Here is a 21197-nt window from a genome sequence, read left to right as displayed (position 1 = left end):
CGGGGCCCCAGTCCGCAGAGAATCTTTGAATACGCTCCGGTGGCTGCCCGTCGGCCCGTCCAACTACGGTGCTGTCCGTGACCATTCGTATTCTTCTCGCCGACGACCAAGAGTCGGTACGCATCGGATTCCGCCTGATCCTGGACTCCCAGCCGGACATGGAAGTCGTCGGGGAGGCGGAGGACGGACGGCAGGCGGTGGATCTGGCCGAGCGGCTCAAGCCGGACGTGGTGCTCGCCGACATCCGCATGCCCCGCATGGACGGTCTCGAGGTGACCCGGCGGCTGGCCGGCCCCGAGGCCGCGAACCCGGTGCGCGTCGTGGTGGTGACGACGTTCGGGCTGGACGAGTACGTCCACACCGCACTGCACAACGGTGCCTGCGGGTTCCTGCTCAAGCGCTCGGGCCCGACCCTCCTGGTGGAGGCCGTACGGGCGGCGATGGCCGGCGACACCCTCATCAGCCCCTCGCTGACGGTGAGCCTGCTGCAGAATCTGCAGGGCGCGAACCGGCCCGGTGCCGCGCGGCCGCTGGAGTCGCTGACGGAGCGGGAGACGGAGATCGCCCGGCTGGTCGCCAAGGGACTGACGAACGCCGAGATCGGCGCGGAGCTGTTCATCTCGGCCGGTACGGCCAAGACGCACATCGCCAACATCCAGCGGAAGCTGGACGCCCGCAACCGGGTGGGCATCGCCGCCTGGGTGTGGGGCAACGGCCTGGCCCAGAACTGACCGTACGGAATCCGGCCGGCGCCGGCCCCCTCCGCCGGGGCCGGAGCCGGCCGGGTCAGGCCGGCGCACAGACGTCTTTCATACTGTCGATCAATGCGAGTACCGCCCGCGCCGAGGGCAATATCATCCGGCCTTCGCGGGTGAGTCTCGCGCCGGTCGAATCGCGGGTGAAGAGTTTGATACCCAGTACCTGTTCGAGGCACTTGATCTGGTAACTGATGGCCGGTTGTGAATATCCGAGCACCCTGGCGGCCTGGTCCATACGCCCGATCTCTGCCACGGACACGAAAGCACGGAACTCACGCTCGTGCATCACTCCCCCTGTCTGTCTGGTGGAACACAAGCGGCTCCGACGGGCCTCCGCGCGGTGGCGCCGGATTCCGTCGAAATGCGCTTCCATGTCAGCCGACTTGGTCTGAAGAGGCAATGAACGGTGCAGGAAGCTGCAATCGGGGGACGTGCTACGGACAGCATCGAGCCCGGTTTCCCCCGCAGTAGGGGGAAACCGGGCTCGTACGGGTGCCGTGCGGTCAGCCGTGGTTGACGGCCGCGAGGACGTTGAGCCGCGCGCCGCGCCGGGCCGGGGCGATCGAGGCGATGACCCCGACGACCGCCGCGCCGATCAGGTAGGCGGCCATCTGCCCCCACGGGAGGGAGAGCCGGGTGACGCCCTGGTCCTCCATCGCGTGGGAGACGGCGAGGCCGAGCACTCCGCCGACCGCGATGCCGAGCACGGCGCCGAAGAGCGAGATCACCACCGACTCGGTCATGATCATGCGCCTCGTCTGTCCCCGGCTGAGCCCGATGGCGCGCAGCGCGCCCATCTCGCGGGTCCGTTCCAGGATGGAGAGGGCCAGGGTGTTGACGATGCCGAGGATGGCGATGAGCATCGCCACGCCCAGCAGTGCCTGGACGATCGCGAGCATCATGGCGAACCCGCCGCTGAACTCCTCGATGACGTCCTCCCGGGTCTGCACCGTCACCTCGGGGCTGTCCTTCAGGAGCGTCTCGATGCGCGACCGCACCTCGGACTCGTCGGCGTCGCCCGCCAGCTGGAAGTAGGCCTGCGAGGGCTGACCGGTGCGGAAACCGGCCTCGGCGTCCGCCCACGGCACGACCATGCCGTTGATGAGGGTGGAGTTGGCGAAGAGGCCACCGACCCGGTAGGTGCGCTCCTCGCCGCGCTGGAGCTGGAGGCGGACGGTGTCGCCGACCTTCAGTCCGCGCGCCTCGGCCGTGCTCGTGTTCATCACCACGGTCCCGGCGGCCAGGGTCTCGACGGACCCGCCGGCGGACCGCAGGCCGAGCACCTCGCGCGCGGCGTTCCAGTCCCGCCAGGCGGCGACCGGCTGGTTCTCCTTGCCGACGGCGGCGGTGTCCATCACCGCGGCGGCGAGGTGGCGGACCCCGGGCACCTCGGCGATCCGGTCCAGGGCGGCCGGCTCGATGGACGCGGAGTTGGCCGAACCGGCCTCGCCCATGGCCACCAGGTCGGCCTTCAGGTCCCGCCGGATGTCATGGGTGACGCTGTCCTCCGAGGATGCGGCGACCGTGCTGATGGCCGTCACCAGCGCGACCCCGATCATCATGGCCGAGGCCGTGATGGCGGTACGGCGGGGGTTGCGGGCGGAGTTGCCGCGGCCCAGCCGCCCGGGCACCGAGCGGGCGAACACCGCTCCGAGCAGGTGGACGGCGGGCCGGCTGATCAGCGGGGTGAGCAGGACGACGCCGATGAACGCGGGAAGGAGGCCGAGCAGGATGAGGTTGGCCCCGTCGGAGGACAGGGAGCCCGCGACGAGCAGCAGTGCACCGAGGCCGAGGAGGATTCCGCCGGTCCAGGTCTGCTTGCGGTGCCGGCCCTCCGGTCCCGCCGACGCCCTGATCACCGAGATGGGCGCGACCTTGGAGGCCCGCAGCGCCGGGAAGAGGGCCGCCAGCATGGTGGTGAAGACGCCCACCGCGAACGCGGTGACCACGGCGCTGGCCGGGATGCCGAGCGAGGCCACCTCCAGGCCGTCGGTCGAGCCGGCCAGCAGGTTGGAGCCGAGCGCCCCGATACCGATGCCGGCCGCCAGCCCCAGGGCGGAGGAGACCAGGCCGACGACGAACGACTCGAGGAGCACGGAGCCGATCATCTGCTTGCGGCTGGCACCGAGGGCGCGCAGCAGGGCCAGTTCCCGCAGGCGCTGGGCGACGATGATGGAGAAGGTGTTGATGATCAGGAAGACCCCGACGAGGACGGCCACACCGGCGAAGCCGAGGAGCACCGTGCTCATCATGTCGAGAATGCCGCGTGACTTGTCGGACGCCTTCTCCGCGAGCTCACGCCCCGTCAGCACCTCGTATTCGGCGCCCAGTTTCTTGCCGAGCGAGGCGGCCACGGTCTCGGCGGAAGCGCCCGCGGCGAGGCCGACCCGCACCCCGGAGAAGCCCCCCGCGCCGTCGAGCATCAGCCGCTGGGCGACCGGCTCGCTGAACACGACCGTCTGCTCGCCGCCGATGGAATCGCGGTCGCCGGAGTATCCGAAGACACCCGACACGGTGAAGTCCTGCCGCGGCTCGTTGGTCAGCACGCCGATCCGGTCGCCGACCTTCAGGTCCGCCTCCTCCGCGAGGCCGGCGTTGACGGCGACCTCGCCGTCGGTGCGCGGCTCGTGTCCCTCACGGAGTTTGATCAGATCGCTCTCCCCGCGCCAGCTGCCGCCGTAGCGGGGACCGCCGGTGCCGGGGACGACCTTGCCGTCCTTGCCGATGGCGCGGGCGCCCTCGGCGAGGACCAGGCCGGCGGCCCGGTCGACGCCTTCGACACGGGAGACCGTCTCGACCAGTGCCGGGTCCACCGGCGGTACGACGGCCGGGTCGTCGGCGGTCTGCGCCTCGACCTTGGGCTTGCGCTCCACGTACAGGTCGATGTCCTCGTACGCGCCGCTGAACTGCGCGTCGACGGAACGGTTGAGGGTGTCCTTGATGACCATGGCGCCGGACACGAACATCACGGCGAGCACGATCGCGAGGCCCGACAGGACCAGGCGCAGCTTGCGGGAGAGCAGGCTCTTGAGGGTCGCGGTCAGCATCACGCCACCCGCACCCGGGAGTCGAGGTTGCGCATCTTGTCGAGGACCGCGTCGGCGGTGGGCTCGCGCAGTTCGTCCACGATCCGGCCGTCGGCGAGGAAGACGACACGGTCCGCGTAGGACGCGGCCCGCGGGTCGTGCGTGACCATGACAATCGTCTGGCCGAGAGTGCGTACGGAGTCCCGCAGGAACTCCAGCACCTCGGTGCCGGAGGCGGAGTCCAGGTTGCCGGTCGGCTCGTCCGCGAAGATGACCTCCGGCTGGGAGACCAGGGCGCGGGCGCAGGCCACGCGCTGCTGCTGGCCGCCGGACAGCTGGGTGGGCCGGTGGCCGAGCCGCTGGCCGAGGCCGACCGTGTCGACGACCCGGTCGAACCAGTCCTTCGACGGCTTGCGGCCGGCGATCGCCAGGGGCAGCAGGATGTTCTCCTCGGCCGTCAGCGTCGGCAGCAGGTTGAACTGCTGGAAGATGAAGCCGATCCGATTGCGCCGCAGCAGCGTCAGCTTCTTGTCCGACATGTCGCTGACCCGGGCGTCACCGATGTAGACCTCGCCCTCGGTGAGCGTGTCGAGGCCGGCCAGCGTGTGCATGAGCGTCGATTTCCCGGAGCCGGACGGCCCCATGATCGCCGTGAATTCACCGGCGGTGAATTCGACGTCCACACCACGCAATGCCGCGACTTGCGCCTCCCCTTCGCCGTACAGTTTCGTCACCCCGACAGCTCGGGCGGCGACCTGTCGCTTCGTCGAAGCCGAAATGGTCGCGGTCATGACTCACACTCCCCACAAGGGTTCTGAGATCGGATGGTTCATAAGCGGGTCACTGTGCACCGTGCCCGGCCGTGGACAAGAACCTACGAGCGGACCCGCTCGGGCCACATCCACCAAACGGCATAGATGGTCTCCCGGTCCGACCCCCTGTTCCGAGCGCAGATCGAACTCTTGAAACCAGCACTGCGCCGAACGGCAGAGCCCGCCTAGCGTGCTGGACCGAACGGGGTACTCCCGGCTCGGCGGCACGGAGGTCGGACATGACAGCCACGCGGACCCTCTCCAGGTTCTGGATGCTCACCAACGAGTTCACCCAGAATCCCTATCCGGTGCTCGAATACGTGCGGCGGGAATGCCCGGTGCGCGAACTCGCCTTTCCGGACGGCGGACGGGCCTTCGTGGTGACCCGCTACGAGGACGCGAAGGCCGCGCTCGCCGATCCGCGGCTCAGCCGGGACATCCACGTTCACTACCGGCTGATGTCCGAGCGCACCGGGCGCACCATGAACCCGCCGCCCGAGGAGGCCAACCACCTCGCGAACCTGGAGCCGCCACGGCACACACCGCTGCGCCGGGCGATCAGCTTCGCGTTCACCCCGCGCCGGGCGGAGGCCCTGCGGCCCCGGGTGGAGGTGATCGCCGACAGCCTCCTCGACGCACTGCCCACCGGTGCCGGCGCCGACCTGGTCGCCGGGTACGCCGATCCCCTGCCGGTCATCACCATCGCCGAGCTGATGGGCGTGCCCTCCGACCGGTGGCCGGACTTCCTGCGCTGGTCGGCCGCCCTGCGCACGTACTCGCCGACGGACGGCTCCGGCGCCCTGGACCGCAACATCCGTGAGCTGTCCTCCTACATGTCGGAGCTGATCGCCCGCAAGGAACGGGAACGGGGCGACGACCTGCTCTCCGCGCTCATCCACGCCGATCCGGAACGCCGGCTCACCAGCACCGAGATCCTGTCCACCGGGTTCGCCCTGATGACGGGCGGCAACGACACCACCGCGAGCCTGGTCGGCGGGGTGCTCGCCGCGCTGCTGACGCATCCCGCCGAGCGGGAGCGGCTGATGTCGGAGCCGGGCCGGTGGGGCAAGTCGATGGACGAGCTGATCCGGTACGTCGGCCCGATCAGCAACGCGCTGCAGCGCGTGACGACGGAGCCGGTGGAGCTGGGCGGGGTGACCATCCCGGCCGGTGAAGTGGTCGTCATCTGCGTGATGTCGACGAACCGGGACACCGGGCAGTTCCCGGACCACCCCGGCGAACTGGACCTGGACCGGCCCAAGCCGGCGCACCTCAGCTTCGGGCACGGCATCCACTACTGCTCCGGCGCACACCTGGCCAAGGTGATCACCGAGATCGCCGCCCGCCGGCTCTTCGAGCGGTTCCCCGACGCCCGGCTGGCCGTCGACCCCGCCCGTCTGGAGTACCAGCAGAACGTGGTCGTACGCCCGTTGAAGGCCCTGCCGGTCCTGCTGCGTCCGTGAGACCCGGGCGATGCGCCGCTCACTCCGGGCGGCGCATCGCCGTGTAGAGCGCCCGCAGGATGAGGATCGCGCTCACCGCGAGCACGTGGTAGCCGACCAGCGGGTACAGCTCCAGCTGGCGGGTCACCCGGGGTCCCTTGCCGGTGCCGAACACCACCAGCATCACCCCCATCAGCCCGGTGCAGCAGGCCATCAGGCTGACGGTCACCTGGTGGATGAGTCCGGAGACGAACCGCCGCTCCCGCTCGTCGGCGAGCAGCCGGATCCGCACCCCGAGCCGGCCCTCCTCCAGTGAGGCGCTGATCCGCTCCGCCCGCCGCGGCAGCCTGCGCAGCATGGGCAGCACGTGCAGCAGTTCCTGGGCCGCTCCGTGCATCAGGGCCGACACCGTCGTCGTACCGGAATCACCGGCCCCGCCGTACGCCTTCGACGCGCCGGGCCTCAACCGGTCGGTGAGCATGCCGACGGCGAACGCGCGTGCCTCCTGCAGAAGGTTGAAGGACGGTGCGATCCGGGTGAGGGTCCCCTCGATGGTGGCGAGCGCCCGGAACACCGCGGCGACCTCCGGGGGCACCGCCAGCCCGAACTGCGCCAGCATCCGGAACAGGGCGGTGAACATCTCGGTGTCGGGCTGCGCGTCCACGCCCAGGTGCCGGGCCATGAACCGGGCCAGCTCCCGCTCCAGCAGCGGACCGGGCAGCAGTTCCTCGTGCACGGTCGCGCGGGTGCCGAGCAGGGTGAGCAGCGCGTCGTGCAGCCCGGCGGGGTCGCCCCGGTCCACGGCGACCAGGAGCTCACGGATGGCGCTCTGCGCGGAGGGGTCGATGCGCCCCACCGAGCCGAAGTCGATCAGCCCGATCCGCCCGTCCTCCAGCAGCAGCATGTTGCCCGGGTGCGGGTCGGCGTGGAAGACGCCCACCCGCAGGATCTGGTGGAGCATCGAGCGCAGGGCGGTGCGGGCCAGCGCCTCCCGGTCGCGGCCCGACTCGTCGGCGACCGCCGCCGCCCGGTCGAAGGTGACACCCTCCAGCCACTCCTGCACCAGGACCCGCGCCGAGGTGTACTCGTAGTAGACGTGCGGGATGCGCACCCGGGCGTCACCCTCGCGGCCTCCGGTGGCCTTGGCGATGGCGCCCGCGTTGCGCGCCTCGATACGGAAGTCGAGCTCCTCGCGCACCGACCCGGCGAAGCCGTCGCTCAGCTCGCGCAGACCGAAGGCCTGCGCGGCACGCACCCGGCTCTGCAGACTGCGGCTGACCGCGAGGACGATGTCCAGGTCCCGCTCCACCACTTCGCGGATGCCGGGCCGCTGGATCTTGACCACGACGGTGGGTCCGCCGCGCAGCCGCGCCCGGTGCACCTGGGCGATGGAGGCGGCGGCCAGCGGCTCGTGCTCGATGCTCTCGAACACCTCGGCGACCGGCCTGCCCAGCTCCTTGCGCAGCACCGCCTCGACCTCCGGCCAGGGTGCCGGGGGCACATCGCTCTGCAGCCTGCTCAGTTCGTCGATGAAGTGGGGCGGCAGCAGATCGCGCCGGGTGGAGAGCACCTGCCCGAACTTGATGAGAGCCCCGCCGCACTCCTCCACGGCGCGGCGCGCCGACCGGGCGGACTGCTCCCCGTACGGCCCGGGCCGCATCGCCCGGTCCCAGCCGGCCCGGCCACGCAGTACCCAGCCCAGTCCGTTGCGCATGAGGATGCGGCTGATCTGCGCGTAGCGGCGGGCACGGCGCATCCGGTCCCCGAGGCCGCGGGCCGCCTGCAGGGGCCGGGCCCAGGTGCCGTAGGGCACGAAGACCTCCAGGGCCACCAGGGTGGCCATCGCCGCGAACAGCGCCAGCGGTATCTGGATGGTCGACAGGGCCCCGAGGTCGTCGTCGCGGCTCCCCGGGACCTGCCCGTAGACGAAGAGGCTGGCCACGCCCACCAGGCCGGCACCGAGCGCGCGCAGCGGGGCGACGGTGACCCCGAGAAGCCGGCGCGACGCCGTGGAGACGCCGAACGCGAGGACGGCCAGCAGGACGGTGGCGATCAGGGCGACGAGGAGAGTGAGGGATACGTCGCCGAATTCACCTTCAGCCAGTAATGCCATGAAACCGCTCCCTGGGGTAGGTCGCGGGTCACCCTAGGCCGAACTCGCCCCGCCCCGGGGTCCCGTGGCAGCTTCATGCAGCCCCGGTGCGCAGCCGCCGGTCGCGCCCGCGGCCACGCCGCCGGCTGCCCGGCGCCGCGGGTCTGTACGGAATCTGTATCCGAGCTTGCACGCCCCTGTACCCGGGGGCGGAGAAGGGTGCGGCAATTCGTATACCGGCTCCTCCGAATCTGTCGTCACGGCCCACGAAGGCCGGGACCGACACAGAGGAGGAGCCATGCGCGACGATCACGGATCCGCTGCCGGGGTTCAGGATCCGCTGCAGTTCCTGAACGAGATCGAGCAGCGTGCGGCGGCGTGGGCCGGCGTCGGCCTTCAGCCGCCGCAGGACGGTCCGGTGCCCAGGGCCCGGCTCCTCGCGGAGTACGTCAACGCGCTCACCGAGCTGATGGCACGACGTACCGTCGAGCCCCCCGCGGAGATGTACACCTTCGACGAAGGGCACGCGGGCGGCTGCGGCTGACGGCACGGCAGGCCCCGGTGGGCCGTCCCGGCGCCGCGGACCGCCCACCGGGGATGCGCGGTCGCCGGCCCCTTGTGTGGGGGCGTGCCGAAGGGGCGGTCAGGCCGCGGCGAGCGTGTGACCGCGGGAGCGGCGGGCGAGCAGGCGCGCGAGCGGCGGAAGCCGGTAGGACGGCCAGTCCTCGCCGCCGGCGTCCTCGGCCTCCAGCAGCCCGGCGTCGGCCAGTTGGCCGAGGGCGTCCTCGGCGTCGTCCGCCCCGGTGCCCAGCACGAGGGCGGCGTCGGCGGCGGTCAGCCGTCCCGCGCCCGAGGCGGCGAGCGCCGTGAACGCCGCGGCGAGGGAGGCGGGCAGCGTGTCCCGTACGGCGCTGAGGCCTGCCGCCACGTCGAGACTGCCCAGGCGCAGCTCGGCCAGCCGACGCTCCTCCGGCTGCAGACGGGTCACCAACCGGGCGACGGACCACTGGGGGCGCGCCGCGAGGCGGGCCGCGGCTGTGCGCAGCGCCAGCGGGTTGCGGTCGCACAGCTCGGCGAGGCGCACCGTGGCCTGGGGCTCGGCGACGATGCGCGGCCGGCCCGCGACGGCGGCGAGCAGGCGCACCGCGTCGGCCGGCGACATCTGCCCGAGCCGCACCAGGCGGGTGCCCTCCAGGGAGGCGAGCGGGGCGCGGACGCCGGTGACTACGGTGCGGCAGGCTCCGCCGCCGGGGAGCAGCGGGCGTACCTGGACGTCGTCCACCGCGCCGTCGAGGACGACCAGCATGCGCCGGCCCGCCGACACGGTGCGGTAGAGGTGGACGCGTTCGTCGAGTCCGGCGGGCAGGTCGCCGGCGCCCAGGGCACGCAGGAACCAGCCGAGGATCTCGCGGGGGCCGCCGCGCACGGCGGCCGGGGAGCCGAGGTCGGCGTAGAGGTGGCCGTCCGGGAAGGCGTCACGGCACTGCTCGGCGGCCCGGCGCGCGAGCACGGACTTCCCGGTCCCCGGTGCACCGGTCACCACCACGTCGCGCCCGCCCAGCAGCGCACCGGCCACCTGTGCCACCTCGGCCCGCCGCCCGGTGAAGTCACCGGGGGGCGCTGGCACCTGAGCCGGCACGGGCCGGGCGTCCCCGCCGTGTGCGGGGCCCGCGGCGGGGGCGGGCGGGGCATGCGCCGCGGTCCCGGCGCCGCCGGCCGCCGTGGGTGCCGTGACCGCCGTGGGTGCCGGAGAGACGGGAGGGGCAGGAGGGGCAGGAGGCGCGGGAGCGGCGGATGGGGGCGGCAGGGTGGCGGTGAGTATCCGCTGGTGCAGGGTGCGCAGGTCAGGGCCGGGGTCGATGCCGAGGTCGTCGGCGAGCAGGCGGCGGCCCTCCTCGTAGACCGCCAGCCCGTCCGCCTGGCGGCCGCAACGGTACAGCGCGGTCATCAACTGGCCCCTCAGCCGCTCGCGCAGCGGGTACCGGTCCACCGCGCGGGTGAGGCCCGGCACCGACTCGGCGTGCCGGCCGAGGGCCAGCGCGGCCTCGGCGTGCTGTTCCACGACGGCGAGCCTGGCCTCCTCCAGACGGGGCCCCTCGGCCGCGGCGAAGCGCTCGGTCACGCCGGTCAGCACGGGCCCGTTCCACAGCGCGAGGGCGGCCGCGAGACGGCGTTCGGCCTCGGCGTGCCGGCCCGCCGCCAGATCGGCGGCCCCGGCCTCGCGGAGCTCGCGGAAGGACGCCCAGTCGAAGGAGGCGTCACCGATGTCCATGCGGTAGCCCTGGCCACTGCGCTCCACGACGACCGTGTCGCCCAGTCCGGTGCGCAGCCGGGACACATAGGTGTACAGCTGCTTGGTGCTGGTGGCCGGCGGGTCGCAGTCCCACAGCAGCGTGGTGAGCCGCTCGTCCGGGACCACCCTGCCCCGGGCCAGCAGCAGGGCGGCCAGCACGGTGCGCTGCTTGCCGCCGCCGAGCGCGATCGGCCGGCCTTCGCGCTCGGCCGACACGAAGCCGAGAATCCGGAAGTCCATGTCGCCCTCCTGCGGCAGGCCCGGTGCGGTCACCGGGCGGACTCCGCAGCACGCTAGGGGGCGGGGCTTCCGTAGCGGCATCGGTGCGATTTCGCCCCCGCGAAAGCGATGCGAAACCGCCGGAGAAAGGCGGCTTCGTACCTTCGTTGTGCACCGCGGCTCTCCGGCCCGCGGGTCACCCGCTCAACGCTCGTCCCCGGGAGGGCACATGCACGGCATTCGCACCGCTCCGGCCAGGCTCGTCGCAACGACGGGCGCTGCCCTCTGGCTGGCGGTGGCCGGCGCGGGCACCGCCCACGCGCTGGCTCCGCTCTCCATGTCCGCCCACGCCGGCGCCGACGACCCGTGGACGGCCGCCCAGCTGGGCGACGACCCGTGGACGGCCGCCCCGCTGGGCGACGACCCGTGGACGGCCGCCCTCAACGGGGACGACCCCTGGACCTGACCTCTCTCCCGACGGTGCCGGGACGGCACGGCGGGAGCCCTCACGGCCGCACCATGCCGAACAACTCGTCCATGTCGAGCGGCCCGGACCGCGACAGCAGATCCAGCAGGTGCGTCGTGCGGTCGCGCCAGGACTCGACGCCCACCTCGACGAAGAGGTCGGCGGCGATCTTGAAGCAGTCCGCCGCGCTGTCACGGTCGCCCCGCAGGGCCCGCACACAGCCGAGCACGGTTCCGGCCCGCGCCTCGAGGAAGCGGTCGGGCACGTCGGCAGCCGCCGTGAGCGCCTCCTCCAGCACCTCCTCCGCCTGCGCGATCCGGTCCTGCCGCCACAGCGCCTCGCCCAGCGTGCGCAGCGCATGGGTCTCACCGCGCCGGTCCCCCGTGGCGCGCACCAGTTCCAGGGCGCGCCGGCAGACCTCCTCCGCCCGCTCGCCGTCCCCCTGGTGGATCAGCACCTCGGCCAGCCGCACCGAGCTCTGCGCCTCCCCGCGGGCCGTGCCCAGGCCCCGGCTCCGGGCCACCGCCTCCGACGACAGCAGGAAACTCGCCTGTGGCCGGCCCCGCTCCAGCTCGATCTGCGCGAGCAGGCCCAGGACGTGGGCCTCGGCGTAGCGGTCGCCGGTGCGGCGGAACAGCTCCAGGGAGCGGTGCGCGAGGTCCCGCGCGGTGTGCAGGTCCCCGCGGTGCCGCTCGCACAGGGCCAGGTTGCGCAGGACCAGGGCGCGTCCCTTGTCCTGCCCGGTCTCCTCGAACAGCCGTAGCGCGTCCACCAGACGGCCGAGGGCGGCGTCGTACGCCCAGCCGACGATCTCCAGGGTACCGAGGGAGTGCAGCATGGCCGCCTCACCGAGCCGGTCGCCGGCCCGGCGGGCGGCGGACAGCGCGCGGTCGGCGCAGTAGCGCCAGTCCTCCAGGTAGTCGCGGTTCTGGAAGAGGGTGACGCTGGTGAGTGCCAGGTCCCAGGCGTGCGCCGCCTCGCCCTCCCGGGCCAGCTGGTCGACCAGTCCGGTGATGGAGCCGCGCTCGCTGTCGAACCACTCCATGGGGTTCTCCAGCAGGCTGTCCACCAGGTGGTCCGGCAGCTCGTGCAGCGGCGCCGGGCCGTGGACGAGGGTGAAGTCCCCGCCGTACACGCGCCGGTGGGCGGCGGAGGCGAGGGCGAGCCAGGCTCCCGCCGCCCGGCGCAGCGCGCCGCGCCGCTCGTCCTCCGGGTCCTCCGCCAGGGACAGCTCCCGCGCGAACAGCCGGGGCAGGCCCTGGAAGCGGTACCGGACGTGCCCGGTGGCCGAGGAGGACGGGATCAGCAACTGCGCGTCGACGAGTTCCTCGATGAGGTCCTCGGCGTCGAACGGGTCGATGCCGAGCAGCGCGGCGCCGACCCAGGCGGCGAAGTCGGGCACGTTGACGGAACCGAGCAGCCGGAACATCCGGGCCGTGGCGTTCGGCAGGTCGCGGTAGCTCAGCCGCAGGCCCGCCCGCACCCCGCGCTCGTCCGGGCTGAGTTCGTCGAGCCTGCGGCGCTCGTCCTCCAGCCGGGCCACCAGGGTCCGCACCGACCAATGGGGTTTGGCGGTCAGCCGGGCGGCGGCGATCCGCAGCGCCAGCGGCAGCCGGTCGCACAACGTGCTCAGCCTGGCGGTGGCGACCGGGTCGGCGCTCAGTCTGCCGTCGCCGTCGACGCGGGTCAGCAGCGCGATCGCCTCGTCCTGACCCAGGGCGCCGAGGTGCAGCGTGACGCAGGCGTAGTCGCCGGCCAGCGCGCCGCCCATCGGGTCGCGGCCGGTGACCAGGACACAGCAGCGGCCCGTGCCGGGCAGCAGGGGGCGGATCTGCTGGAACGAACGGGCGTTGTCCAGCACGATCAGCACGCGTCTGCCGTCGAGCACGGTCCGGAACAGCGCGCTGCGCTCGTTGAGGTCGGGCGGGATCTCCGAGCCGGGCACGCCGAGAGCGCGCAAGAAGCGGTCGAGGACGGCGCCGGGTCGGTGCGGCGCCTCCTCGTCGTAGCCGCGCAGGTCCGCGAAGAGCTGGCCGTCCGGAAAGCGGCCCGCGACCTGGTGGGCCCAGTGCACGGCGAGCGCGGTCTTGCCCACGCCGCCGATGCCGGAGATCGAGCCGACGGGCAGCGCCGGTCCCTCCAGGTGGTCCAGCAGCCGGTCGAGGGCGGCCAGTTCGGGGTGGCGTCCGGTGAACGAGGCGACACCGGAGGGCAGGTGGGCGGGCACGGCCGCGGTCAGGGCGGGAGCCGCCGGTTCGGTGGGCGGGCCGAGGCGCGGGGAGTCGGCGAGGATCTCCTCGTGCATCTCCTGGAGAGCGGGACCGGGTTCGATGCCCAGTTCGTCGGCGAGGATCCGCCATCCCTCACGATAGGTCTCCAGGGCCTCGGCGCGCCGCCCGGAGCGGTACTGGGCGAGCATGAGGTGTGCCTTGGCCTGCTCGCGCAGCGGGTGTTCCCGGACGAAGGCGGCCAGCTCGCCCATCACCTCACGGTGCCGGCCGAGTTCGAGGCGCAGCCCCGTGTACTCCTCGTACACGTCGAGCCGCATGCCGGTCAGCCGCGCGGCCTCGGCCTCCACCCGGCCGGCCGAGATGCCCTCCAGCGCCGGGCCGCGCCACATGGCGAGGGCTTGTTCGAAGTGGCCGCACGCCTCCTCGGCCCGACCGCTGCGGGCGGCGGCCCGGCCCACCGCGACGCGTTCCTCGAACTCGACGGCGTCGATGCGGTGTTCGCCGGTGAAGAGCATGTAGCCGGGGTGGCTGGTGACGACCACGTCCTCGACCCCGGCGGCCTCCTTGAAGGCCTTGCGCAGGGAGGAGACGCAGATGGCGACCTGGTTGCGGGCGGTCGAGGGCGGGGTGCCGTGCCAGACGGCGTCGGCGAGGGCCTCGACCGACACGACCCGGTCCGGCGCCAGCAGCAGCATGGACATGATGGTGCGGCGGCGCGCCCCGGTGAGCACGACCGGCTGCCCACCGGCACTGATCTCCAGCGGCCCCAGGATCCGGAACACGACCTGAAGCACGACCTGCCTCCCAATACCGCGGCCGGCCGGGTGTGGCCCGTTCGTGCCGCTCTTGCGCTGGTTGATGGGACGTCGGGCTGCCCGCGACGCCGTCGGCGGCTAGCTGCCGCGCCGGCCACCGTCCGTCATCCAGGACGTCGGGGGAACCGGCTCCGGCCGAATCCAGCGGGCCCTGCGGGTCGCGGGGCCCCGGTCGGCCGAGGCCTCCTCGGCGCCGGCTGCCAGGGCGCTGAGCAGGGCTGCGACGACCGCGAGCTCTTCCGCGGAGGGGGTGCCTCGGACGACTTTGTACAGGGTGGGGCCGAGGGGCCCGTCGAAGAGCTGCGTGGACATGTGACGGCTCCTTCACGCCGGGGGGTTGCCGTGCTTGCGGGCGGGCATCGTGGCGTGCTTGGCGCGCAGCACGGCCAGCGCGTCGATGACCGCGCGGCGGGTGTCGGCGGGGTCGATGACGTCGTCGACGAGGCCGCGTTCGGCGGCGTAGTAGGGGTGCATCAGCTCGGCCTTGTACTCCTTCACCAGCTGGGCGCGCACGGACTCGGGATCCTCCGCGTCGGCGATCCGCCGGCGGAAGACCACGTTCGCCGCGCCCTCGGCCCCCATCACCGCGATCTCGTTGGCCGGCCAGGCCAGGGAGACGTCGGCGCCGATGGAGCGGGAGTCCATGACGATGTAGGCACCGCCGTAGGCCTTGCGCAGGATCACCTGTATCCGGGGGACGGTGGCGTTGCAGTAGGCGTACAGGAGTTTCGCGCCGTGGCGGATGATGCCGTCGTGCTCCTGACCGACGCCGGGCAGGAAGCCCGGCACGTCGACGAGGGTGACCAGGGGGATGTTGAACGCGTCGCACATCTGAACGAAGCGGGCGGCCTTCTCGCTGGCCTCGATGTCCAGCACACCGGCGAGCACCTGCGGCTGGTTGGCGACGATACCGACGACCTCACCGTCCAACCGGGCCAGGGCGCAGATGACGTTGCGGGCCCAGTGCTCGTGCACCTCGAGGTACTCGCCGTCGTCGGCGATCTCCTCGACGACCCCGGCCATGTCGTAGGGCCGGTTGCCCTCCGGCGGCACCAGGTCCAGCAGTCGCTCGCAGCGGCGGTCGACCGGGTCGGCCGAGGGGACACGGGGCGGCGTCCCACGGTTGTTCTGCGGCAGCATCGACAGCAGGTAGCGGACCTCGGAGAGGCAGGTCTCCTCGTCGTCGTGGGCGAAGTGGCACACACCGGAGGTCTCGGCGTGCACGTCCGCGCCGCCCAGGCCGTTGTGGGTGATCTCCTCGCCGGTGACCGCCATGACCACGTCGGGGCCCGTGATGAACATCTGCGACGTCCCACGCACCATGAACACGAAGTCCGTCAGCGCCGGACTGTACGCCGCGCCGCCCGCACAAGGCCCCAGCATCACCGAGATCTGCGGGATCACCCCGGAGGCCTTGGTGTTGCGCTGGAAGATCCCCCCGTACCCCGCCAGCGCCGAGACACCCTCCTGGATGCGCGCACCGGCACCGTCGTTCAGCGACACCAGCGGAGCGCCCGCCGCGACGGCCATGTCCATGATCTTGTGAATCTTCGCCGCGTGCGCCTCGCCCAGCGCACCGCCGAAGATCCGGAAGTCGTGCGCGTAGACGAAGACCGTCCGCCCCTCCACCGTCCCCCATCCGGTGATCACACCGTCCGTGTACGGCTTCTTCGCCTCCAGCCCGAACCCCGTGGCCCGGTGCCGCCGCAACTGCTCGACCTCCCGGAACGATCCCGCGTCCAGCAGCAGATCGATCCGCTCCCGCGCCGTCAGCTTGCCCCTGGCGTGCTGCGCCTGCGTCGCCCTGGCATCCCCCGCCTCGGCCTTCCGGCGGATCAGGGTCAGCTCGGCGACCCGGTCGTGCATCGACATGGCCGGCTCCCTCTTCCTTCGGTCTTCCTTCAGTTCGCCCGGGCGGCGACGGTGTCGCACAGCGCGTAGACCGCTCGGCGGGCCGGCAGCGACGGGAGCGACCCGACCGCCGCCCGGGCCTCGTCGAGCCATCGGTGCAGGGACTGCTCGGCCCGCCGCGCGGCGGTACCACCGGTCCGGGCCAGGAGAGCGGGCCGCCGCGCCGGCCCCACGGACCCGCGGGTCCCCGGGGCCCGGCCGCGCACCGCACGGCGCATCCGGGTACCGGTGCGCCGCCCACCCGCCGCGCACAGGTCGTCGGCGATGCGCAGGGCCACCCCGAGGTGCTCCCCGCACCGGATCAAGGACCGGACGTACGGTTCCGGGGCGGCGGCCTGCAGGGCGCCGAGGCCGAGGGCCATGCCGAGCAGTGCCGCGGTGTCTGCCGCCGTCGCCTCGACGTAGTGGGTGAGGGCGTCCTCTCCGGGTGCGGGCCCGGTCAGGGTGCGCAACTGCGCCGCCGCGAGCCGGCCGGCCGTACGGGCGTTGAGCCGCAGTGCGTCGGGGCCGAGGCCGGCGGCGAGCTGTGCGGAGCGGGCCGGCAGCCAGTCGGCGGCCGCTCCCCGCCCGGCATCCCGGACGGGCGTGGCGGACAGCAGCAGGGACAGGTGGACCAGCTCCGTGACGACCGCGGCCCGGGTCACGCCCTCCCTCCACGGCTCTCCGAACTCGGCCCCGAGGAGCGTGAGCATCAAAGGGAGGCGTCCGCCGTCCCGCCTCGCGAGCCGGTCGGCCCGTTCGGCGGCGTCCCCGTCGGGCATGCCGGCCAGGCAGTCGCGCAGACACTTCTCGGCGGCGCCCATCGCCTCGCGCATTCTCGACTCGAACTCGGGAGCCCGCAAATCCAGTTGCCCCAGGAGACCGGTTTCGTCATACACGAAGTCAGCACGCGCCTGAACGAGGTTCATGACCGCAGACCCCTCCCACCGTACCGAGAAGCACAATTCACCACCGAATGGCGGCACCTGGCCCCGACTCTGACACCACGACGGAACCTGGCCAACAACGCTGTCAGGAAAGTGCCATTGCGCGGCGACAACCAACGCACCGGCCCCCGGCGCACCTTCCTGCCAACCTTTCCACCGCACCCCCTGAACACGGCCGTAGCGGCTTTACACTCCCGTATTGAAAACTCGAGGAAAGGAACGGAAATTGAGCAGACGATTCGCCCGCACCGCATTGGCGGCAGCCGGACTCGTCCTTCTTTTCGGCGGAACGGCGACCGCCGCGCCCGCCGACGGAACGGACGCCCCGCGCAGCTGTGAAGGGGTACGGCTGACCGGTTCCCTGCCGGTGCCCCCGGCCGGCCTCTCCGCTCGGCAGACCGTCACGATCGGCGAGGACTGCACCCCGGTTCCGGGCAAGGTGCAGTATGTCCCGGCGGGTTCCGCCCCCGGCGCCGCGCGGGAGGCCGGTGTCGCGGCCGCGGATTCCGCCGGCCGTCATGTGCGCGGCTGGAACGAGATGTACGACTGCTGCAACATCCGGATGACCGGCCTGTACACCACGGCCGACTGGGACACGGCCGGCGGACGGATCACCACGGCGTCCAGCGGGGCGACCCAGGGCTGGAACCGAGAGCCCTGGGACGCCGGCTGGTCGCTCGCGTCGGCCGCGAACACCCAGGACTGTGCGGCCGACTGCGGCTCCGTCACGGCGGAGGCCGACGCCTCCTTCACGTACCGGGGCATCTTCGACGCCACCGGCGACTGGTACGCCAACACGCACCGCACCTCGGTGCGGCTCAACGCGGACGGCACCGCCGCCTGCACCTTCGACGTCGAGCTGAAGCACACGTTCATCGGCTGGAACTGGCAGCACGGCTGCGAGTGACGGAAGGGGCGGGCCCCCGCGGGCCCGCCCGCCGCGTCACGCGCGCGGCGCGGCCGGCGGCCGGCGCGGAGGGCCTCCCGGCCGGGGGCGTTCGTCTCTCGTTCAGGGCCCGCAGGCCGACGGCCGGACTCAGCGGCCCCGCGCCCCCGGTTCCTTGCCGGAAGCGGCGACCGCGGCGGCCCGGCCGACCGCGTCGAGCACCAGCCGCGTGCCGCTCCCGGCCACCCGGCGGGACCGGCGGGTGGCCGCCCGCAGCCGGGCGGGGCAGGACGTCGCCGCCCGGGCCGCGCGGCCCGAACCGGCCACCGGTCCCGCGCACCGGGTTCCGCACACCGGCTCGCGAGGAGTGTGAGGAGTGTGCCGTTTCCCGCCCCGGCCCCGTCCCGACGACCGGACGGCCCACCGGCTCACCGGCTCTCCGGCTCACCGGCATGGAGGCACGGCGGCCGTGCGCACCTGAACCCCTTCGAGAGGCGCCCGGTCGAGCGCCGGGTCCAGGACAGGGGGGCTCGCTCCCGCGGTAGCGGCCCCGGCCGGCGGCGCCCGGCGGCGCCTTCGCGATCACACGGGACCGGTCGACACGACCCGGCCCTCGGCCGGACGGCCCGCCGCCCTGGACAGGCGCACCCCGTTGCTGAGTTCCCCGGCCGCGTCGACGGCGGCACCGAGCAGGAGCCGGCTCGGCGTGGCGGGCATCCGGGGGCCGCGCCCGGTGAGGGTGAGCGCCGCGATCACGTGGTCACCGAGCGCCCACACCGGCACCGCCGTGGACAGGGCACCCGGAACCATGGGATCCGGACCGTGCGCCCAGCCGCGCCGCCGGACCTGGGTGAGCTGAGCGGCACTGAAACGGGCGTCGCGCAGCCCGTCGTAGAGGGTTTCGGGCTCCTCCCAGGCGAGCAGCACCTGGGCGACGGGGCCGGCGGAGGCCAGCGCCGTGCCGACCGGTACCTCCTCGGCGCCTGTGGGCTCACTGGAGGTGCCGATGCAGATCTGCGCGGCGCCGTGCCTGCGGAAGAGCCGGGCATGCAGTCCGGTCAGCGCGTGCAGATCCTCGAGGACGGGCGCGGCCGCCTGGACCAACTGGTCGCGACGGACTTCGACGGCGATGTTCCCGAGCCGCGGGCCGACCACGAACCGGCCGCGGAAATCCCGGGCCAGCAGCCCCAGCCGCTCCATGCCCTGCGCGATGCGGTGCACCGTGGGGCGGGCGAAGCCGCTGATCTCGACCAGTTCGGCCAGCGACGCCGGCCCCTGTTCGACCACGGCGAGCAGCGTGGACACCTTGTCCAGCACGCCGATGCCGCTGCGCCCGGCCGGCGGCCTGATCGCGACGCTCATCGTTCCACCGCCGGCGGCACGGGCAGGGCGGCGGGGCCGTCCACGGAGACGATCTCGACGTCCGGGGCGATCCGGCGGATCAGCCCGGCCAGGGTGCGGCCGGGGCCCAGTTCGACCAGCCGGCAGCAGCCCAGCCGCTCGGTGAGGGTGCCCACGCTGCGCTCCCACAGCACCGGGGAGGTGAGCTGCCGTACGCCGAGACCCGGCCAGTGCCGGCCCTCGGCGTACGGCTCGGCGTCGGCGTTGGCCACGACCGGGAGATGGCCGGGCGCGAACGGCGCCTGCCGCAGGGCCTGGCCGAGGGTTTCGGCGGCGGGCGCCATGTACGGGCTGTGGAACGCGCCGCCGACGTCCAGACGCAGCATCCGGCCGCCGATCGAGCCGGCCCGGGAGCCGGCCTCCCCGACTCCTCGGGGCGAGCCCGAGACGACGATCTGGCCGGGCGCGTTGACGTTGGCGACCCAGACGTCGGCGCCCTCGGCGCGGACCTCGCCGACCAGTCCCTCGACCTGGTCGAGGGGGGCGGCCACCATGACGCCCATGGTGCCCTCGCGGGCCAGAGCCGCCTCCCGCATGGCCCGGCCGCGCGCCGCCACGAGAGCGGCGGCCGCGGAAACGGTGAGGGCACCGGACGCGGCCAGGGCCGCGTACTCGCCGAGGCTGTGACCGGCGCACGCGACGACGTCCGGGCCGAGCATCCCGGACCGTACGGCCTCCGCGTGCGCGATCGACGCGACGGCGAAGACGGCGAGCTGGGCCAGATCGGTACGCCGCAGCTGCTCCCGCGGGGTGCGCAGCAGCAGTTCCTCGACGTCCTCCCCGGTGACGGCGGAGATCTCGGCGGTGAGCTCCCAGGACGGGGTGTGCCGCCAGGGCACGCCCATCCCCTCTTTCTGCGTCCCCTGTCCGGGGAACACCAGGCCGACCGGTACTCGATTCATGGACTCGCCTTCCGCACGACAGCCATCGGTGGTAGCGACGGGGCCGGGTCCGGCTGCGGCCGGGCGGCCTGCCTGGCCCGGCCCCGTGCACCGACGGCCCGTCGGAGGGGTACCGGCCGTCGGGGACGGGACGTGCCCGCCGCGGAGCCCCGTTCCTGGTGCCCCATGGAACCGGCCGGACGGATCGTGCGGCAACGGACCTTTCAGGAAGATGCCAGGGTGCCCTTGTGCGGCGGACCGGACCGGGTCGCGGGTGGCAGCAAACCCAGTTCCGCGGCGCGGACTCCCGCCTGGAAGCGGGAGCTCGCCCCCAGCAGTCCCATGATGTCGGCGACGTGGCGCCGGTAGGTACGCACCGAGATGTTCAGCTCGCGGGCGGCGACCTCGTCGGTCACGCTGGCCTGCAGGGCGCCGAGGATCCGCCGGCCGAGCGCGGCCCGGTCGCGGTCTCCGAAGACGATGCGCTCGCCGGCGGGCACGGCGTGCGCCCACACGTTGTCGAAGAGGGTGGTCAGGGTGTGCAGCACCTCGGGCACGCGGATCACCGAGGCGCGCCGGCCGACCGCCGAGTGGGCGACGACGACGGCGGCGGCGCCGTCGGCGATGATCGCCTGCAGTGGCGGGATGCCGGTGATCCGGATGCCCGCCGGGTGTTCGCGGCCCAGCTGTTCGCGCACGAACTCCTCGTCGATCAGCTCGGGGCTGGCCAGCAGCCGGACCGCGACGTCCTCCTGGGCGGCGTAGACCAGTTCGCGCTCGGTACGGCCTGCCTGTTCGTCGGAGCCCCGCCGGCGGGCGTGCACGATGTCGATCGTGCGTCTGGCCCCGGCGATGAGGCCGTGTGCCTCGTCGAGCACGGTGTCGTAGTCCTGGGGCAGGACGGTGATCAGCTCCTCCTCACGGCTACGGGAGCGGTGCAGCGCCACCGTCGTCTCGATCAGTGCCTGGACTTCGAGCAGGGAACGCTCCAGCTCGTCGTCTCCCCTGTTGGGCACGTCGTCTTCCACCCTCTTCACA

The 21197-nt window shown here is 73.0% G+C and carries 18 protein-coding genes; 5 read left to right on the top strand and 13 right to left on the bottom strand.

Annotation, left to right across the window (positions count from 1 at the left end):
• Positions 1 to 77: 77 nt before the first annotated feature.
• On the top strand, positions 78 to 731 hold the full coding sequence (locus ACP4J0_RS22065) for a response regulator (RefSeq protein WP_426600382.1): 654 nt from the start codon (positions 78 to 80) through the stop codon (positions 729 to 731).
• Between the two features lie 55 nt (positions 732 to 786).
• On the opposite strand, the gene ACP4J0_RS22060 is transcribed toward ACP4J0_RS22065, so the two are convergent.
• The 3 genes from ACP4J0_RS22060 to ACP4J0_RS22050 all read right to left on the bottom strand — a co-directional run bounded on the left by ACP4J0_RS22060 (position 787) and on the right by ACP4J0_RS22050 (position 4575).
• The gene (locus ACP4J0_RS22060; protein WP_426517904.1) at positions 787 to 1044 is read right to left on the bottom strand and encodes a LysR family transcriptional regulator; all 258 of its coding nucleotides are present in this window, start codon (positions 1042 to 1044) and stop codon (positions 787 to 789) included.
• A gap of 217 nt (positions 1045 to 1261) precedes the next feature.
• Positions 1262 to 3805 (bottom strand): ABC transporter permease, encoded by a 2544-nt coding sequence (locus tag ACP4J0_RS22055; protein ID WP_426600381.1) that lies wholly within the window; start codon positions 3803 to 3805, stop codon positions 1262 to 1264.
• Positions 3805 to 4575, bottom strand: a complete 771-nt coding sequence (locus ACP4J0_RS22050; RefSeq protein WP_426600380.1) for an ABC transporter ATP-binding protein — start codon at positions 4573 to 4575, stop codon at positions 3805 to 3807. Before ACP4J0_RS22050 ends, ACP4J0_RS22055 begins: the two co-directional genes overlap by 1 nt.
• Positions 4576 to 4835: 260 nt before the next feature.
• On the opposite strand from ACP4J0_RS22050, the gene ACP4J0_RS22045 reads away from it, so the two are divergent.
• Positions 4836 to 6059, top strand: coding sequence for a cytochrome P450 family protein (locus ACP4J0_RS22045; RefSeq protein WP_426600379.1), 1224 nt, complete (start codon positions 4836 to 4838; stop codon positions 6057 to 6059).
• Between the two features lie 19 nt (positions 6060 to 6078).
• Here the strand turns inward: ACP4J0_RS22045 and ACP4J0_RS22040 are convergent, their stop codons facing one another.
• Positions 6079 to 8151, bottom strand: coding sequence for an AarF/UbiB family protein (locus tag ACP4J0_RS22040; RefSeq protein ID WP_426600378.1), 2073 nt, complete (start codon positions 8149 to 8151; stop codon positions 6079 to 6081).
• A 277-nt stretch (positions 8152 to 8428) separates the two neighbouring features.
• On the opposite strand from ACP4J0_RS22040, the gene ACP4J0_RS22035 reads away from it, so the two are divergent.
• On the top strand, positions 8429 to 8674 hold the full coding sequence (locus ACP4J0_RS22035) for a DUF6269 family protein (RefSeq protein ID WP_426600377.1): 246 nt from the start codon (positions 8429 to 8431) through the stop codon (positions 8672 to 8674).
• Between the two features lie 99 nt (positions 8675 to 8773).
• Here the strand turns inward: ACP4J0_RS22035 and ACP4J0_RS22030 are convergent, their stop codons facing one another.
• Entirely contained in the window at positions 8774 to 10696 is a 1923-nt protein-coding gene (locus ACP4J0_RS22030; protein ID WP_426600376.1) for a BTAD domain-containing putative transcriptional regulator, read from the bottom strand.
• A 175-nt stretch (positions 10697 to 10871) separates the two neighbouring features.
• Here ACP4J0_RS22030 and ACP4J0_RS22025 point away from each other — a divergent pair, with 175 nt between their 5' ends.
• The gene (locus tag ACP4J0_RS22025; RefSeq protein ID WP_426600375.1) at positions 10872 to 11108 is read left to right on the top strand and encodes a hypothetical protein; all 237 of its coding nucleotides are present in this window, start codon (positions 10872 to 10874) and stop codon (positions 11106 to 11108) included.
• Positions 11109 to 11148: 40 nt separating this feature from the next.
• On the opposite strand, the gene ACP4J0_RS22020 is transcribed toward ACP4J0_RS22025, so the two are convergent.
• The 4 genes from ACP4J0_RS22020 to ACP4J0_RS22005 all read right to left on the bottom strand — a co-directional run bounded on the left by ACP4J0_RS22020 (position 11149) and on the right by ACP4J0_RS22005 (position 16973).
• Positions 11149 to 14133 carry a BTAD domain-containing putative transcriptional regulator gene (locus ACP4J0_RS22020; RefSeq protein ID WP_426600374.1) on the bottom strand — a complete coding sequence of 995 codons (2985 nt, stop codon included), beginning with the start codon at positions 14131 to 14133 and terminating at the stop codon, positions 11149 to 11151.
• A gap of 99 nt (positions 14134 to 14232) precedes the next feature.
• Positions 14233 to 14466: an acyl-CoA carboxylase epsilon subunit gene (locus tag ACP4J0_RS22015; RefSeq protein WP_426600373.1), complete on the bottom strand. Its 234-nt coding sequence runs from the start codon at positions 14464 to 14466 to the stop codon at positions 14233 to 14235.
• Positions 14467 to 14478: 12 nt separating this feature from the next.
• A complete protein-coding gene (locus tag ACP4J0_RS22010; protein ID WP_426600392.1) occupies positions 14479 to 16020 on the bottom strand; it encodes an acyl-CoA carboxylase subunit beta in 1542 nt (513 codons plus the stop codon).
• A gap of 35 nt (positions 16021 to 16055) precedes the next feature.
• Positions 16056 to 16973, bottom strand: a complete 918-nt coding sequence (locus ACP4J0_RS22005; protein ID WP_426600372.1) for a polyprenyl synthetase family protein — start codon at positions 16971 to 16973, stop codon at positions 16056 to 16058.
• 244 nt (positions 16974 to 17217) lie between these two features.
• Here ACP4J0_RS22005 and ACP4J0_RS22000 point away from each other — a divergent pair, with 244 nt between their 5' ends.
• Complete coding sequence (locus tag ACP4J0_RS22000) at positions 17218 to 17898, top strand: hypothetical protein (RefSeq protein ID WP_426600371.1); 681 nt, start codon at positions 17218 to 17220, stop codon at positions 17896 to 17898.
• A gap of 129 nt (positions 17899 to 18027) precedes the next feature.
• Here ACP4J0_RS22000 and ACP4J0_RS21995 read toward each other — a convergent pair whose 3' ends face one another.
• The 4 genes from ACP4J0_RS21995 to ACP4J0_RS21980 form a co-directional block, all read right to left on the bottom strand.
• The gene (locus tag ACP4J0_RS21995; protein ID WP_426600370.1) at positions 18028 to 18204 is read right to left on the bottom strand and encodes a hypothetical protein; all 177 of its coding nucleotides are present in this window, start codon (positions 18202 to 18204) and stop codon (positions 18028 to 18030) included.
• 255 nt (positions 18205 to 18459) lie between these two features.
• A complete protein-coding gene (locus tag ACP4J0_RS21990; RefSeq protein WP_426600369.1) occupies positions 18460 to 19239 on the bottom strand; it encodes an IclR family transcriptional regulator in 780 nt (259 codons plus the stop codon).
• Entirely contained in the window at positions 19236 to 20180 is a 945-nt protein-coding gene (locus ACP4J0_RS21985; protein WP_426600368.1) for an ACP S-malonyltransferase, read from the bottom strand. Before ACP4J0_RS21985 ends, ACP4J0_RS21990 begins: the two co-directional genes overlap by 4 nt.
• Before the next feature lie 203 nt (positions 20181 to 20383).
• On the bottom strand, positions 20384 to 21175 hold the full coding sequence (locus ACP4J0_RS21980; protein WP_426600367.1) for a LuxR family transcriptional regulator: 792 nt from the start codon (positions 21173 to 21175) through the stop codon (positions 20384 to 20386).
• Between the last annotated feature and the right edge of the window lie 22 nt (positions 21176 to 21197).

The organism is Streptomyces sp. WG7 (assembly GCF_049975785.1).
In the GTDB taxonomy this organism is placed as follows: domain Bacteria; phylum Actinomycetota; class Actinomycetes; order Streptomycetales; family Streptomycetaceae; genus Streptomyces.
This window is presented reverse-complemented; position numbering and strand designations above follow the sequence as displayed.